The 16,237-nt window shown below is 48.4% G+C and carries 10 protein-coding genes and 1 other RNA gene; all 11 read left to right on the forward strand.

Features of this window, described 5'->3' with window-relative positions; genetic code table 11:
• Positions 1–208 precede the first annotated feature (208 nt).
• Entirely contained in the window at positions 209–1,999 is a 1,791-nt protein-coding gene (gene atzF / locus B2739_RS02565) for an allophanate hydrolase (protein WP_331344314.1), read from the forward strand.
• A gap of 75 nt (positions 2,000–2,074) precedes the next feature.
• Positions 2,075–5,713, forward strand: a complete 3,639-nt coding sequence (uca, locus tag B2739_RS02570) for an urea carboxylase (RefSeq protein WP_331344315.1) — start codon at positions 2,075–2,077, stop codon at positions 5,711–5,713.
• A gap of 118 nt (positions 5,714–5,831) precedes the next feature.
• Positions 5,832–6,545, forward strand: a complete 714-nt coding sequence (locus B2739_RS02575) for a GntR family transcriptional regulator (protein WP_331344316.1) — start codon at positions 5,832–5,834, stop codon at positions 6,543–6,545.
• A gap of 163 nt (positions 6,546–6,708) precedes the next feature.
• Positions 6,709–8,004, forward strand: a complete 1,296-nt coding sequence (gene urtA, locus B2739_RS02580) for an urea ABC transporter substrate-binding protein (RefSeq protein WP_331344317.1) — start codon at positions 6,709–6,711, stop codon at positions 8,002–8,004.
• 133 nt (positions 8,005–8,137) lie between these two features.
• Positions 8,138–9,820 (forward strand): urea ABC transporter permease subunit UrtB, encoded by a 1,683-nt coding sequence (urtB, locus tag B2739_RS02585; RefSeq protein ID WP_331344318.1) that lies wholly within the window; start codon positions 8,138–8,140, stop codon positions 9,818–9,820.
• Positions 9,821–10,013: 193 nt separating this feature from the next.
• Positions 10,014–11,162 (forward strand): urea ABC transporter permease subunit UrtC, encoded by a 1,149-nt coding sequence (gene urtC / locus B2739_RS02590; protein ID WP_331344319.1) that lies wholly within the window; start codon positions 10,014–10,016, stop codon positions 11,160–11,162.
• Positions 11,162–11,974: an urea ABC transporter ATP-binding protein UrtD gene (gene urtD, locus B2739_RS02595; RefSeq protein WP_331344320.1), complete on the forward strand. Its 813-nt coding sequence runs from the start codon at positions 11,162–11,164 to the stop codon at positions 11,972–11,974. Before urtC ends, urtD begins: the two co-directional genes overlap by 1 nt.
• 29 nt (positions 11,975–12,003) lie before the next feature.
• Complete coding sequence (gene urtE, locus B2739_RS02600; protein ID WP_331344321.1) at positions 12,004–12,699, forward strand: urea ABC transporter ATP-binding subunit UrtE; 696 nt, start codon at positions 12,004–12,006, stop codon at positions 12,697–12,699.
• 299 nt (positions 12,700–12,998) lie between these two features.
• Positions 12,999–14,474: an MFS transporter gene (locus B2739_RS02605; RefSeq protein ID WP_331344322.1), complete on the forward strand. Its 1,476-nt coding sequence runs from the start codon at positions 12,999–13,001 to the stop codon at positions 14,472–14,474.
• Between the two features lie 40 nt (positions 14,475–14,514).
• Positions 14,515–15,537 carry a glycoside hydrolase family 43 protein gene (locus tag B2739_RS02610; protein ID WP_331344323.1) on the forward strand — a complete coding sequence of 341 codons (1,023 nt, stop codon included), beginning with the start codon at positions 14,515–14,517 and terminating at the stop codon, positions 15,535–15,537.
• A 240-nt stretch (positions 15,538–15,777) separates the two neighbouring features.
• Positions 15,778–16,132, forward strand: a transfer-messenger RNA (tmRNA) gene (ssrA, locus tag B2739_RS02615).
• Positions 16,133–16,237 lie beyond the last annotated feature (105 nt).

The raw sequence follows: 16,237 nt of genomic DNA on the forward strand, positions 1-16,237 counted from the left end.
GCACAACTTCAGCGCATAAAAGCCTTCTCAAAACACGACCAGAATTGCCTCTCCCCTATTTTTACTACGTCATTTAACTCATTGAATAATATAGATTTTATGCTTACCCAAGGGCGACATTCAGGGCGCAATTTTTGATTGGCATAGTTTCTGCTGAATACAAACTTGTATCCAAGATTGTATTTAAGATGTAACTGCGGGAACGATAATGATGCAAACAACAGGTTGGACTATTAGTGAGTGGCTGAATGCCTACCGTGACCACGGCTTGGTAGCACGCGCGGCGTTACAGCAGTTGCGTGCGCAACTTGATTCCGATGATAAAGCCTGGATTTATATTGTTTCTGCCAGCGAATTGGATGCCCAGATCAGCGCATTGGAAACCCTGGGCGATGCGCATAGCCTGCCTCTCTACGGCGTTCCCTTTGCAGTAAAAGACAACATTGATGTCGCCGGTATTCCCACCACCGCAGCCTGCCCTGCGTTTACTTATATCCCTGAAGCCGATGCCACCAGCGTCGCGCGCTTGAAAGCGGCGGGTGCCATTGTGCTCGGCAAAACCAACCTCGATCAATTTGCTACGGGGCTTGTGGGAACACGCTCGCCTTACGGCGCTGTGCCTAATGCATTTAATGCGGATTATGTATCCGGCGGTTCAAGCTCCGGCTCTGCCATCACCGTTGCCAAAGGTGTCGTGCCTTTTAGCTTGGGAACCGACACCGCAGGTTCAGGCCGCGTGCCCGCAGGCTTTAACAATATCGTCGGATTAAAACCCACTAAAGGCCGTTTCAGCACCAGCGGTGTTGTGCCTGCGTGCCGCAGTTTGGATTGCGTTTCTATTTTTTCACTCACTGTTGATGATGCAGAAAAAGTGGCATCAGTGATGGAAGGTTTTGATGTAGCCGATGGTTACTCGCGTACCGCACCTGCAAGCGCGACTTATTTTTCTGCCACCCCGCGTTTTGGTATTCCGGCAGCGCCCAATTGGTTTGGTGATGAACAAGCCAAAACCGCGTGGGAGAACGCACTGCAAAAAATGCGTGCACTGAATGTGGAATTAATTGAAATAGATTTCACACCCATGTTTGCACTCGCGCAGCTTTTGTACGGTGGCCCCTGGGTTGCCGAACGCCATGCAGCGATTGGCGATTTTATGCAAGACCACGCGCAGGATATGAATAACGTGGTGCGCAGTATTGTTGAAAAAGCTGTCGATTTTTCTGCAACCGATGTGTTTAAAGCCGAATACAAGCGCGCTGAACTTGCCCGCCTTATTCAAACCCAAATAAAAAATGTGGATGCACTGTTAGTGCCCACCTCACCACGCCATCCAACCATTGCCGAGGTTGCTGCTGACCCCGTTGGTGTCAACAGCCAACTCGGTACTTACACCAATTTTGTCAACCTCGCTGATCTTTCTGCACTCGCCTTGCCTGCGGTGATGCGTGCCGATGGCTTGCCGTTTGGTATCACCTTGATTGCACCCGCATGGCAAGACGCAGCGCTCGCTGCGTTTGGAAAAAAATGGCACGCGGCGACGCAATTGCCTCTCGGTGCCATCGATAAAAAACAAAACCCGTTTACCGCCTCTACAGAATCGCCAAAAGGATATGTCCGTTTGGCCGTTGTTGGCGCACACCTCACGGGAATGCCATTGAATGTGCAATTGCAGGAACGCAATGCGTTGTTTGTTGAAAGCACGTTCACTGCAAAAAATTATCGTTTGTTTGCATTACCTAATACTACGCCACCCAAACCGGGGTTGATTCGCACTGAAAGTGAAGGTGCTGAAATTATTGTGGAGTTATGGGATGTACCTGTGCAGCACTTCGGCAGTTTTATTGCGCTGATTCCTGCTCCGTTAGGCATTGGCACACTCACACTGCACGATGGCCGCGAAGTAAAAGGTTTTATTTGTGAAGGCGCTGCTGTGAATGGTGCGAAAGATATTACGCATCTGGGTGGATGGCGGGCGTACATAAAATCGTTACAAAAATAATCCCTCCCCCGCCCCTCCCTTTGAAAAAGGGGAGGATAGGAGGGGATTTAAAAAAATGACAGCCGGAGAAGAACCATGTTAAAGACCGTACTGATTGCCAACCGCGGGGAAATCGCGGTGCGTATTGCCAAAACGTTGAAAAAAATGGGCATCGAATCTGTTGCAGTGTATTCCGATGCCGACCGCAATTCAGCGCATGTCACCGCCTGCGATAAAGCCATTTGTCTCGGTGGCAATACCGCAGCAGAAAGTTATTTAAAGGCGGATTTAATTCTGGCTGCAGCAAAAGAAACTGGCGCACAGGCAATTATTCCCGGTTACGGATTCCTCTCTGAAAACGCAAAATTTTGTGAACAATGTGAAGCAGGAGGTATCGCCTTTTGCGGCCCTACACCGGCACAAATTCGTCAATTTGGTTTAAAGCACACCTCGCGTGAGTTGGCAGAGCAAGCGGGTGTTCCGCTCACCCCTGGCACCGGTTTATTAGCCTCTGTAGAAGAAGCCACTACCGCTGCGGCAAAACTGGGCTACCCAGTCATGTTAAAAAGTACCGCGGGTGGTGGTGGTATTGGTTTAACGCGCTGCAATAGCGAAGCCGAATTAATTAATGCCTATGAAAGTGTTAAACGTTTAGGGCAAAACTTTTTTAGCGACTCAGGCGTATTTCTTGAGCGATTTGTGGATAACGCCCGTCACGTAGAAGTGCAAATTTTTGGTGATGGCAAGGGCAACGTACTGGCACTGGGCGAACGAGATTGTTCACTGCAACGCCGCAACCAAAAAGTGGTAGAAGAAACGCCTGCTCCGAATTTGCCTGCTGCAACACGCGAGAAATTACTCGCGGCCTCAGTCAGCCTCGGCAAAATGGTGAACTACCGTTCAGCAGGCACCATTGAATATATTTACGACCCGGCACGCGATGAATTTTATTTCCTCGAAGTCAATACCCGCTTGCAAGTTGAACACCCGATTACCGAAGCCTGCACCGGTGTAGATCTGGTGGAGTGGATGATTTTAACCGCCGCAGATACACCGCCAAAATTGGATATTCAAATCAATCCAAAAGGCGCAGCAATTGAAGTGCGTTTGTACGCTGAAGATCCGGTACGTGATTTCCAACCATCACCCGGTGTATTAACTGACGTGCATTTCTCACCCAATGCACGCATCGACACCTGGGTTTCTACCGGCACTGAAGTATCGCCCTACTACGATCCAATGATCGCCAAAATTATTGTGTACGGCAAAGATCGCGCTGATGCTATTGCAAAAATGAGCGAAGCCTTAAACGAAACACGTGCAGCCGGTATTGCAACGAATCTTGATTACCTTCGCCAAATTATTGCAACAGACTTTTTCGCCAAGGGCGATGTTGCAACCAATAAACTTGCGAGTTTTGAATACAGCGCGCCAGTAGTGGAAGTATTGCAGCCAGGTACTTACACCAGCGTACAGGATTACCCCGGCCGCGTGGGTTTGTGGAGCATTGGTGTTCCGCCTTCAGGGCCGATGGATGATTATTCTTTCCGTTTGGCTAACCGTATTGTGGGCAACCATGACAGTGCTGCTGCACTTGAGTACACCATTATCGGACCGAAATTAAAATTCCATCGCGATGCGATTATTGCGCTCACGGGTGCAACATCGCCTGCAAAAATTGATGGTGAATTAATTCCGTTCTGGCAACCAGTAACCATTAAAGCCGGACAAATTCTGGAAGTCGGAAAAGCCGAACAAGGCTGCCGTGGTTATCTTGCTGTGCGCAATGGTTTTGATGTGCCGGTGTATTTGGGTAGCCGCTCTACGTTCGCGCTTGGTCAATTTGGTGGCCACGCAGGCCGCACACTGCGCGCGACCGATATGCTGCCAATCAGCAATCCCGCTATCGCAGCCTGTACCACTCCCGCACCAATTTATGAAGCTGCCGCTGCGCCAGTTGAATTGATTCCGTCCTGCTTTTCAAAAACAGACGCGTCAAACGAATGGGAAATTGGTGTGCTCTATGGCCCACACGGTGCACCGGATTTTTTCAAACCCGAAGCGATTGAAATGTTTTTTTCCACTGCGTGGGAAGTGCATTACAACTCTAACCGTTTAGGCATTCGTTTAAATGGCCCCAAACCCACATGGACACGTAGCGACGGTGGCGAAGCCGGTTTGCATCCATCGAATATTCACGATACCGAATACGCGATTGGCTCAATTAATTTCACCGGCGATATGCCCGTCATCCTCACCAAAGACGGCCCAAGCCTGGGTGGATTTGTTTGCCCGGTGACAATTGTAAAAGCAGAACTCTGGAAAGTTGGCCAAGTAAAACCGGGCGATAAAATCCGCTTCAAGCGTTTAAGTTTTGATACTGCATTGGCGATGGAATTAGCGATTGATCGCGCCATTGAAAACCTGAGCGTACAGTCTGCTGTGTTACCGGCTCCAATTATTGCACCGGAAAATACTATTTCTGAATGTATTGTTGCTGCTCTGCCACCGCAAGCTAGCCGCCCGTTGGTGAGTTATCGCCAAGCCGGTGACAAATATATTTTGCTTGAGTACGGCGACAACATTCTCGATCTGAGTTTGCGCTTGCGTGTTCATGCCTTGATGGAAGCGCTTAAAGCAGCGCCGATTGCGGGCGTGATTGAATTATCACCCGGTGTACGTTCACTGCAAATCAATTACGACAGCCGCGTAATTCATCAGCGCGATCTAATTAACCGTTTGTTAATTATTGAAGAAACACTGGGCGATGCGCGCGATATTAAAGTGCCAAGCCGGATCGTGTATTTGCCAATGGCGTTTGAAGATTCTGCAACACTGGATGCAGTTGCACGCTATCGCCAATCGGTGCGTGATACTGCGCCCTGGCTGCCAAGCAATACCGAATTCATGCGCCGCATTAACGGTTTGGATTCAGTCGATCAAGTGAAACAAATTTTATTTGATACCAGCTACATGGTGCTCGGTTTGGGCGACGTTTACCTCGGTGCACCCTGTGCAGTGCCGGTTGATCCGCGTCATCGCCTACTCACCTCCAAATACAACCCTGCGCGCACCTACACCGCAGAAGGTACCGTCGGTATTGGTGGTGTTTACATGTGTATTTATGGCATGGATTCACCCGGCGGTTACCAGCTCGTAGGTCGCACCCTGCCTATCTGGAATAAATTTCTGAAAAACCCCGTTTTCAAAAATGGTGAGCCTTGGCTGCTGAAATTCTTTGACCGTGTGCGTTATTACGAAGTCAGTGAAGAAGAATTAACCGCACAGCGCGAAGCCTTCCGCGAAGGCCGTTTAAGCCTGCGTATTGAAGAAGATTATTTCAGCCTTGCCGAGCATGAACAATTTCTGCAAGAAAACGCAGCGAGCATTGCCGAATTCAAAACCAAACAACAAGCTGCTTTCACTAAAGAAGTCGCACTCTGGCAAGCCGATGAAGAAAAAAATGTGGATGCAGCGCTGCAAGTCAAGATCAACACCAACCCGATTGAAGTGGATGGCCATGCAGTCACTGCAGACATCAGCGGCAATATTTGGAAGTTGCTGGTGGAGCCGGGGCAATTGGTGGAGCCAGACCAACCATTATTAATTGTTGAAGCAATGAAAATGGAGTTCTCTGTCTACGCCGACCGTGTTGCAAAAATCAGTGCGATTCACGTAGAGCCAGGCAAGCAAGTTAACGCAGGCGATTTGTTGTTGGTGTTGGAAGTGAATTGATTTAAAACACGAACGTAGGTTGGTGGTGAGCGAAGCGAACCCCAACATGACAGGGTTCAACATTTACGCGTTGCTTATGTTGGGGTTCGTTCCTCACCACCAACCTACGGAAAAAAATATGAAACTGCTCAAACACGACAAGACCAAAAAGAAAACCGATGAGCCGCGCACCAATTTAACGGAGCGGATTTATCAAACCATTAAGGACGATATTTTTTCGTTCCGCTTGTTACCGGGCGACCGGTTTAGCGAAAACGAAATTGCCGAGCGTGTTGCTGCAAGCCGTACTCCGGTACGTGAAGCATTGGCGCGGTTGCAGCGCGAAGGTTTTGTTGAAGTGTCTTTTCGCAGTGGCTGGCAAGTCAGGCCATTTGATTTCAACCAATTTGAACAACTTTACGATGTGCGCATTATTTTGGAATTGGCTGCCGTTAAAAAATTATGCGAAATGGAACCCGCACCCAATCTGGAAGATTTAAAACGCATCTGGCTCGTCAAGCCGGAAGACCGATTGGAAGATGGACCTAGTGTATGTGCACTTGATGAACGCTTTCATGAACAACTGATTGAAGCAACAGGCAACCGGGAAATGGCGCGCATTCATCACGAGATTACAGAGCGGTTGCGCATTATTCGCCGCATCGATTTCACCCAACGCAATCGCATAGAAGCAACTTACGATGAACACGCAAAAATTTTGCGCACAATCATGGAGCGGCGCGCAGAAGAAGTGAAAAGTTATTTAAAAACGCACATAGAGGCGAGTAAGTCCGAAGTGAGGAAAATTACGCTGCACATGTTGTATGAAGCACAGCAGCAACACCCGGACTAATAAACAGCATTACTAAAAGCAGTAATACACAGAGTGACAAAGTGCTTATTGCAGATAAGCACCCAGCACGGAAGCAAATCTGTCACCCACGATTCGCGTTAAAGGCGTTACCGGAAATTTTGTTTACACCACTGAGTCATTAAAACCATCAGGAGAAAGACCCATGAAGCTGAAGAAAATAGCAAAACATGTCGGGGCACTCGGTATCGCCTGCGGCTTAACCATCGCCTCTTTTAGTGCAGCAGCTGCCGATACAATCAAAGTCGGTGTACTTCACTCACTGTCAGGCACTATGGCCATTTCAGAAACCACACTGAAAGACACCATGTTGATGTTGATTGAAGAACAAAACAAAAAAGGCGGATTGCTTGGCAAGAAACTGGAAGCCGTTGTTGTTGACCCGGCATCAAACTGGCCACTGTTTGCAGAGAAAACCCGTGAGCTGCTAACCAAAGATAAAGTGTCTGCCATCTTCGGCTGCTGGACTTCAGTATCACGTAAATCTGTTCTGCCTGTTATTGAAGAATTAAACGGCGTGCTCTTTTATCCGGTGCAATACGAAGGTGAAGAATCATCACGCAATGTGTTCTACACCGGTGCTGCTCCAAACCAACAAGCCATTCCGGCAGTTGATTATCTGATGAATGAAATGGGCGTGAAGCGTTGGGTATTGGCCGGTACTGACTACGTGTATCCACGTACTACCAACAAAATTTTGGAAGCCTACCTGAAAGCCAAAGGCGTTAAACAAGAAGACATCATGATCAACTACACCCCATTCGGTCATTCCGATTGGCAAAACATTGTGTCTGACATTAAACGTTTTGGTTCAGCCGGTAAAAAGACTGCGGTGGTATCAACCATCAACGGCGATGCCAATGTTCCTTTCTATCGTGAACTGGGCAACCAAAAAGTAACTGCTGAAGATATTCCGGTTGTTGCGTTCTCTGTAGGTGAAGAAGAACTTTCTGGTATCGATACCAAACCCTTGGTTGGCCACTTGGCAGCATGGAACTACTTCATGAGCGTTGAGAACGATGCTAACTCTGCGTTCATCAAAAAATGGAAAGCGTTCATCAAAAATGACAAGCGCGTCACCAACGATCCAATGGAAGCACATTACATCGGTTTCAATATGTGGGTGAAAGCGGTTGAGAAAGCAAAATCAACTGATCCGGATAAAGTGATCGATGCCATCGTTGGTGTTGAAGTTCCAAACCTGACTGGCGGCGTAAGCAAAATGTTGCCAAACCATCACATCACTAAACCCGTATTAATTGGTGAAATTCAAGAAGACGGCCAATTTCTCACCGTGTGGGAAACCGAAGGTCTGGTTGCTGGCGATGCTTGGTCTAACTTCCTTGATGGCTCAAAAGACCTGGAGTCTGATTGGGTTAGCTTGAAGTGCGGTAACTACAACACCAAAACCAAAAAATGTTTAGGTGCTGCCGCTCAATAATCTCTCGTTAATGACCCGTCTTCCCAAGCATGGCTTGGGAGGGCGGAATCAAAAAAAATATCTAAAAAATAATAACGTTTTCCCAAACTATTTTTACTATTGCTTTTATCGAGACACGATTATGCGGAACACCATGCAGCTATTTGGACAATGGCAAGCGCCGTTAATACTGTTGTTATCACTTTGCTACTCTGCATCAGGGTTTGCACAAGACAGCAGTAACACCGCAACCGCTGATGTTGCGCCGACAGAAATACATTCACAGGAAACGCACGCAGCAGCAGCCGAAAATGAATTCGATTCGCTGGTTAAAGCGCTCACCCAAGGCAGCTTGCCCAAGCGGGCACAGACCGCCAAAAAATTAGGCAAGCTCGATGATCCGCGCGTTGCCAGTGTGATTGCTGCACTGCAACAAGGAAACCTTTATGCAGAAAAATCCAGCAACCCGGTTGTGGCGATTGCAGATAAATCCGGCAATTATACCAATGCAATCAGTGGCGAAAAAATTGCTGCCGATGCAACCAACACGCTAAAGCGCGTCCCCATCAACAACAGCATGCGCACCCAATTGCGCACCATTCTGGCCGCATTAAACCTGAACGATAAAAGTGCCGCCGTCCGTTTGGATGCAGTTAACCGCATGATTGCAGACGGCGTAGACAATGACATTATCAGCTTATTACAAGAGCGCCAAAAAACCGAACCCGATGACGATGTGCGCACCGCTATTACTGCTGCGGTCGCATTAATGAATTTACAAAGCAGCGACCAACAAGTGCGTTTGGATGCAATTACGATTTTACGCGGCAGTTTGCAGCAGGAAGTACGCACTGCATTACAGGAAATAGCCACTAACGATGCTGATACAAAAGTAAAACAACAGGCGCAGTTTGCGCTGGATTCGATTGAAGACCGCATTGCGGCTTATCGATTTACTGAAAATGTGTTTTTCGGCCTGAGTTTAGGTTCGGTACTGCTGCTTTCTGCGATTGGTCTTTCCATCACCTTCGGTGTGATGGGCGTAATTAACATGGCGCACGGCGAATTGATGATGATCGGCGCGTATGTAACCTGGGTTGTGCAGCAACTTTTCCCTAACCAGATTGCGTACAGCTTAATGATTGCAATTCCCGCCGCGTTTATTGTCGCAGGGCTGGTAGGGATTGCGATTGAACGCGGCGTGATTCGCTTTTTATACGGCCGCCCGTTGGAAACATTGCTTGCCACCTTTGGTATCAGTTTGGTGTTGCAACAAGCCGCACGCAGTATTTTCTCGCCACTTAACCGCGCGGTGGAATTGCCTGAGTGGATGAGCGGTTCACTGGTTATTAATCCGGTGCTCTCTATCACCTACAACCGTTTATATATTTTTATTTTTAGTTTGCTGGTGTTCTTTGCCCTGCTCGCCATTTTGAAAAAAACCACACTCGGTTTGAAAGTCCGCGCCGTTTCGCAAAACCGCGCCATGGCACGCGCTGTCGGTGTGCGCGCCAGCTGGGTCGATGCAATGACCTTTGGCCTGGGTTCCGGCATTGCCGGTATCGCAGGAGTTGCATTGTCGCAATTAACCAACGTCGGCCCCAACCTCGGCCAAGCCTACATTATCGATTCATTTATGGTGGTGGTATTTGGTGGTGTCGGTAATTTGTGGGGCACATTGGTTGGCGCAATGGGGCTGGGCATTATTAATAAGTTTTTAGAACCTTATGCCGGTGCGGTACTCGCCAAAGTATTGGTGTTGGTGTTGTTGATTTTGTTTATCCAAAAACGACCCAAGGGAATTTTCCCGCAGAAAGGCAGAGCAGCAGCTGACTAGTTTGTGGCACCTGTAGGTTGGTGGTGAGCTTGCGAACCCCAACATTCGCAATTGCAAACCGCACAATGCGCAGTCGCGTAAAAAATTAACAATCGCATTTTTATTTTTTTGGTTTGTTCGGAAAGATGGTCATGTTGGGGTTCGTTCCTCACCGCCAACCTACAAATTGAATGAGTTTATAAGAGAGAATCAAATGTTAACCCAACGTTTATTACTCAGTGATCGCGGCGGCATGATTGTGCTGGGGCTGGTTTTGTTGGCGATGGTGCTGGTGCCCATCTGCAATTTACTTGTGCCGGAATCATCCGCATTCCATGTATCCACCTTTATGGTGACCTTGCTCGGCAAATTTTTATGTTATGCGCTACTGGCGTTAGCGGTGGATTTAATTTGGGGCTACTGCGGAATTTTATCGCTCGGCCACGGCGCTTTTTTCGCGTTGGGTGGCTATGCAATGGGCATGTATTTAATGCGTCAGATCGGCCCGCGCGGCCAATATGGCGATCCAATCCTGCCGGACTTTATGGTGTTTTTAAACTGGAAAGAATTGCCTTGGTACTGGCAAGGTTTTGATATGTTTTGGTTTGCGATGCTGATGGTTATTGTTATTCCCGGAATACTCGCGTTTATTTTTGGCTGGCTCGCATTTCGCTCACGCGTGACCGGCGTTTATTTTTCCATTATCACCCAAGCGCTCACCTACGCATTAATGCTGGCGTTTTTCCGCAATGAAATGGGCTTTGGTGGTAATAATGGTTTGACTGACTTCAAAGATATTTTAGGCTTCCCCATCGCCGCCAACGGCACGCGCATTTCATTGTTTTTGGCATCGGGCTTTATGCTGATACTTGCGTATCTCGCGTGCCGTTACATTGTGACATCGCGCATGGGTAAAATTGTTATTTCCATCCGCGATGCCGAAAGCCGCACACGTTTTTGTGGTTACAAGGTGGAATCTTACAAGCTGTGGTTATTTGTATTTTCTGCGGTACTCGCAGGTATTGCTGGCGCACTTTATGTGCCGCAAGTCGGGATTATTAATCCCGGTGAATTTTCACCACTCAACTCCATCGAGCTTGTCGTATGGGTTGCAACCGGTGGGCGCGGTACTTTGTTCGGTGCAATTGTCGGCGCATTTTCGGTTAACTACGGCAAAACTATTTTCACTTCCTACTCACCCGAAACCTGGTTGTTTGCATTAGGTGCGCTGTTTGTGATTGTGACGCTGGTACTACCGAAAGGTTTGGTGGGCTTATTTAATCGCAGCAAAAAATTACCGCCTGCAAACACAACAAGTAACGACAAACCATCCACAGAGTCATCAACCAAGGAGACTGTGTAATGAATATTTTTTCACAAGCACGTCGCAGCCTTGGCCAGCCAGATCCAAACTTTGGTGCACCGTTAGATACCACCAAAGGCACCATCCTGTACGTTGAAGGGATCAGCGTCAGCTTTGATGGCTTTCGCGCACTCAACAATTTAAACCTGTATATCGATGAAGGTGAATTGCGCTGCATTATCGGCCCCAACGGCGCAGGCAAAACCACCATGATGGATGTGATTACCGGCAAAACCAAACCCGATCAAGGCAGTGTGTATTTCGGCCAACAAATTAATTTGCTGGAACTTTCCGAGCACCAAATTGCGCGCGGTGGTATTGGCCGTAAATTTCAAAAGCCAACCATTTTTGAAGCGCTGACAGTGTATGAAAATCTTGAGCTGGCCACTGCCGCCGATAAACGCGTGTGGTGGACACTCACCCAACACTTAAATGGCACACAGAAATTCCGTATTGATGAAGTTCTGGTACAAATTGGTTTACAAGAACACCGATACAAAAACGCAGGCGCCCTTTCTCACGGCCAAAAACAATGGCTGGAAATTGGCATGCTGCTGATGCAAAACCCGCGCGTGTTGTTGGTAGATGAACCGGTTGCGGGTATGACCGGCGAAGAGACAGAAAAAACCGCGGAATTATTATTGTCACTCGCAGGTGAGCATTCTGTGATTGTGGTAGAGCACGATATGAAATTTGTGCGCTCCATTGCGCGCAAAGTTACCGTATTGCATCAGGGTTCGGTATTAACCGAAGGGACTATGGATCAGGTACAGAATGATCCTAAAGTTATCGAAGTCTATCTAGGCGAATAACGCGCAGGCGAACGAGATTGGAGTAAGCAATGCTAACCATTAAAAACATTAACCAATTCTACGGTCAGAGCCATATTCTGTGGGATTTATCGCTCACCGTAAAAGAAGGCACCTGCGGCTGTTTGATTGGCCGCAACGGCGTAGGTAAAACCACCCTGCTCAAATGCATTACCGGTTTATTGCCCGTGCGCGATGGTGCTATTCAATTAAACGGTTACGACATCAATAAACTCTCTACTGAAAACCGCGCGCGCGGTGGTATTGGCTTTGTTCCACAAGGCCGCGAAATTTTTCCACTGTTAACTGTGGAAGAAAATTTAAAAATCTCTCTCGGCGCACGCAAAGACAAATCGCGCTTTATTCCCGGTTTGATCTACGAATTGTTTCCAGTATTGAAAGAAATGAAACACAGACGCGGCGGCGATTTGTCCGGCGGGCAACAACAGCAGTTGGCGATTGGGCGCGCACTGGTGCTCGACCCCAAACTATTGATCCTCGACGAACCCACCGAAGGTATCCAACCCAACGTGGTGCGCGATATTGGCGAGGTAATTCGCAAACTGAATCGTGAATTGGGTTTAACCGTATTGCTTGTCGAACAAAAACTTCCTTTCGCGCGCCGCGTTGCCGATGATTTTTTTATTATGGAAAAAGGCAGCGTAGTCGCCACTGGGCCCATCGCCAATTTGAATGATGATTTGGTGCAGCGGTATTTGAGCGTATAACCATTTATGCCCATAAGACATCGGGCGCGGTCTTTTTTGGCTACGGCCAAGGCTCAACCGAGGCCATAGGCCTCCTCTTCCTCCCCTCCTTCCCTACAACCCCCTTTCCTGCTCTTCCCTGCACCTGCTGCTTATTAATCTATTGCACTTGCCACGTTATATACACCTTGACTATAAGTAGTCTTTAAGCGATCCTATGGGGACTTGTACACCAGTTATTATCAACCTCCTGCGGTACGGGAAATTGGCATATACGTCTATGCTTAAACAACCCATTACTCTTATAAGAAGTCATACCAATGAATGAAAATGTGCAAAAGCTTTCCGTTATTGAAAAAGTGGGTTACAGCCTGGGCGACCTGGCCGCTAACCTGATCTTCCAAACCCTGGTTACCTTCCTCGCCTTTTTCTATACCGATGTCTACGGCATATCGCCCGGTAAAGCCGCGATGATCATGGCGGCTGGTGGTATTTTTGGTGCTTTCTTTACGCCGGTCATGGGGATCATCGCTGACCGCACCAACACCCGCTGGGGTAAATTCCGCCCTTGGTTGTTATGGACCTCGATTCCGTTTGGTGCCCTTGCATTGCTCGCCTTCAGCACACCGGATTTTGATGAAAACGGCAAAGTGATTTACGCCTTTGCGACTTACATTTTGTTGCTGGTGATCTACGCCGCCAACAACCTGCCCTACTCTGCGTTAAGCGGTGTACTGACTGGCAATATGGCCGATCGCAACAGTTTGTCTGCGTACCGTTTTGTCGCAGTGATGGTGGCGCAATTTATTATTCAAGTATTGCTGTTACCACTGGTATTGATTTTGGGCGATGGCGATAAAGCGGTTGGCTTCCACAACACCATGCTGGTGTTTTCCATCACCGGAACGATTTTCTTTTTGATCGCGTTTATCACCACCAAAGAACGTATTTTGCCAGTGGTCGAAGCACGCAACAGTATCGCGCAAGACCTTTCCGATCTTATGAAAAACCTGCCATGGGTGGTGATGCTCACCGTCACCATTCTGGTGTTTGTAACGCTCGCGTTAAAAGGCGGCATGTACATTTATTATTTTGAAAATTATTTGAGCGAGCCGCACCTCGCGCAGTTTTTAAATGATATTGGTTTTAACGGTTTTATCGCCGGACTGAATAGCGTACTGACCAGCATTGGTCTGTCTGAATTCCAATGGCCGAAAGATGCGCCCACCTCTACCTTCAGTTTGTTTAACGCTGGCGGCATCATCATGATGATTGTCGGCATCGGCTTCTCCAAAGGCTTGGCCGACAAATTCGGCAAACGCAATGTGTTTGCCTCAGCCCTGTTTCTTTCTACTGTGTTTGTATTTGCGTTCAAGTTTTACTCTGCAGAAAGCATTGGCATTGTGTTTTTATCGCAAATCCTGCACGGCTTTTTCTACGGTGTAACCATTCCACTGCTGTGGGCGATGATCGCCGACGTTGCGGATTACTCCGAGTGGAAAAATAATCGCCGCGCAACCGCGATGGTGTTCTCTGCCATGATTCTCGGCTTAAAACTCGGCCTGACCATCGGCGGCTCGCTGGTTGCCGGTTTACTCGCGCACTATGGCTATCAAGCCGGTCTTGAGCAGCAAAACCCCGAAACTATTGAAGGTATCAAAACCGGCGTGAGCGTATTTGCATCGCTGCCGTTCTTTATGGCGGTGGGCTGTATGTTCTTCTACGCGATCAATAAAAAATTGGAAGTGCAAATAGAAGCCGATCTAAATGAACGCCGCAAAGCGGCAGGAAAATAATTTTTAATCAATTGTTACCGTAATGTAGTGAGGTATAACTATGGCCGCTGAAGAAACTCTAGCTCCGGAAATCATCGCCGATTTAAAAGCGCGCGCGATTTCTGCACCGCTGGTTGAACATATTTACACCGCTGATCCATCAGCACATGTGTTCGACGGGAAAATTTATATTTATCCGTCGCACGATATTGAAGCGGGCATTCCGTTTAACGACAACGGCGATCACTTCGGCATGGAGGATTACCACGTAATCTCGCTCGATTCGCCCGAGAGCCCCGCTGTGGATAACGGTGTCGCCTTACATGTAAAAGATGTGCCTTGGGCAAAACGCCAAATGTGGGCACCCGATGCCGCGCATAAAAACGGCAAATATTATTTGTATTTTCCTGCAAAACGCGCAGACGATATTTTCCAGATCGGCGTAGCAGTTGGTGATTCACCGGTCGGCCCATTCAAAGCCGAACCCGAAGCCATCAAAGGCAGCTACTCTATCGACCCGGCAGTTTTTGAAGATAACGATGGCAGCCACTACATGTACTTCGGTGGCATTTGGGGCGGCCAGTTGCAGAGTTATCGCAACAACCAATATGACGCGAAGCGCGGTGAACCGGCCGATAACGAGCCAGCGCTGGGCCCCATCGTTGCGCGCATGAGCGACGACATGCTGCAATTTGCCGAAACACCACGCGAGATTAAAATCCTCGATGAGAACGGCCAGCCCATTCTTGCGGGCGACCACGATCGCCGCTTCTTTGAAGCATCCTGGATGCACAAATACAACGGCAAATATTATTTCTCTTACTCCACCGGCAACACCCACTTTTTGTGTTACGCCACAGGTGACAACCCTTACGGCCCGTTCACTTACCAAGGCCGCATTTTGGAGCCGGTCATCGGTTGGACAACGCACCACTCCATCGCCGAATACCAAGGCCAGTGGTATTTGTTCTATCACGATTCGGTATTGTCCAAAGGCATCACCCACTTGCGTTCAGTGAAGATGGCACCACTCACGCACAACGCCGATGGCAGCATCCAAACCATCGTTCCTTATCGCGATTAAACACCCACCGACACAATCCCTCCCAACCCCTCTTTTTCAAAGGGAGGGGCTCAGCTCCCCCTCTTTCAAAAAGAGGGGCTGGGGGGGGGTTAATAAATCAGCCATCACTTGTAATCCCCTTGATCGTCGCCATATTGAATACAGCGAAAAGCGGTATGACATCAGCTGGTAATAGGGGTAGAATGCCGCCACTCGCTGGTTGGACAGACTATCCCCCTCAGATAGTACCGTCCAGCGACTGGGGCCGATTTGGATTCGACGCCGGTAACAAAGCCCGAGGTGCATGTCGTGATGACAGCCAATCACGTTAATCCAAAGCTGTACTTGAATAGTCGCAAACGACGATTCTTACGCTTTAGCAGCTTAATTGCTGCTAACGGTCTCTGCCAAGGTGCCAGTACCGCGATAGAGCCCGTCATATAGAACTGGATCGCAGCAAAGCTTGCCTGGGGTGGCGCTGTTAAAACTCTACAGGATCGCGCTTTTCGTCCTGCCTGTTGGGCTGATAAGCGTTAAATCAATAAACGGACCTAAACATGTAGAGCCGAGGATGGAGTGCTGGCGGACGGGGGTTCAAATCCCCCCGGCTCCACCAAACACCCAGATAAAAAACCCGATCAGAAATGGTCGGGTTTTTTATTGCTCGTCACTAAGCAAAATGACTGGACCAGCCACTGATGGGCGGTTGCTTACACATGAG

The sequence above is a fragment of the Cellvibrio sp. UBA7661 genome (genome assembly GCA_002483365.1).
In the GTDB taxonomy this organism is placed as follows: Bacteria; Pseudomonadota; Gammaproteobacteria; order Pseudomonadales; family Cellvibrionaceae; genus Cellvibrio.

Coding starts and splice junctions, on each gene's coding strand:
- atzF (WP_331344314.1), top strand. CDS start 209: ATGATGCAAACAACAGGTTGGACTATTAGTGAGTGGCTGAATGCCTAC.
- urtB (WP_331344318.1), top strand. CDS start 8,138: ATGCAGCTATTTGGACAATGGCAAGCGCCGTTAATACTGTTGTTATCA.
- urtE (WP_331344321.1), top strand. CDS start 12,004: ATGCTAACCATTAAAAACATTAACCAATTCTACGGTCAGAGCCATATT.
- urtD (WP_331344320.1), top strand. CDS start 11,162: ATGAATATTTTTTCACAAGCACGTCGCAGCCTTGGCCAGCCAGATCCA.
- urtC (WP_331344319.1), top strand. CDS start 10,014: ATGTTAACCCAACGTTTATTACTCAGTGATCGCGGCGGCATGATTGTG.
- urtA (WP_331344317.1), top strand. CDS start 6,709: ATGAAGCTGAAGAAAATAGCAAAACATGTCGGGGCACTCGGTATCGCC.
- B2739_RS02575 (WP_331344316.1), top strand. CDS start 5,832: ATGAAACTGCTCAAACACGACAAGACCAAAAAGAAAACCGATGAGCCG.
- B2739_RS02610 (WP_331344323.1), top strand. CDS start 14,515: ATGGCCGCTGAAGAAACTCTAGCTCCGGAAATCATCGCCGATTTAAAA.
- B2739_RS02605 (WP_331344322.1), top strand. CDS start 12,999: ATGAATGAAAATGTGCAAAAGCTTTCCGTTATTGAAAAAGTGGGTTAC.
- uca (WP_331344315.1), top strand. CDS start 2,075: ATGTTAAAGACCGTACTGATTGCCAACCGCGGGGAAATCGCGGTGCGT.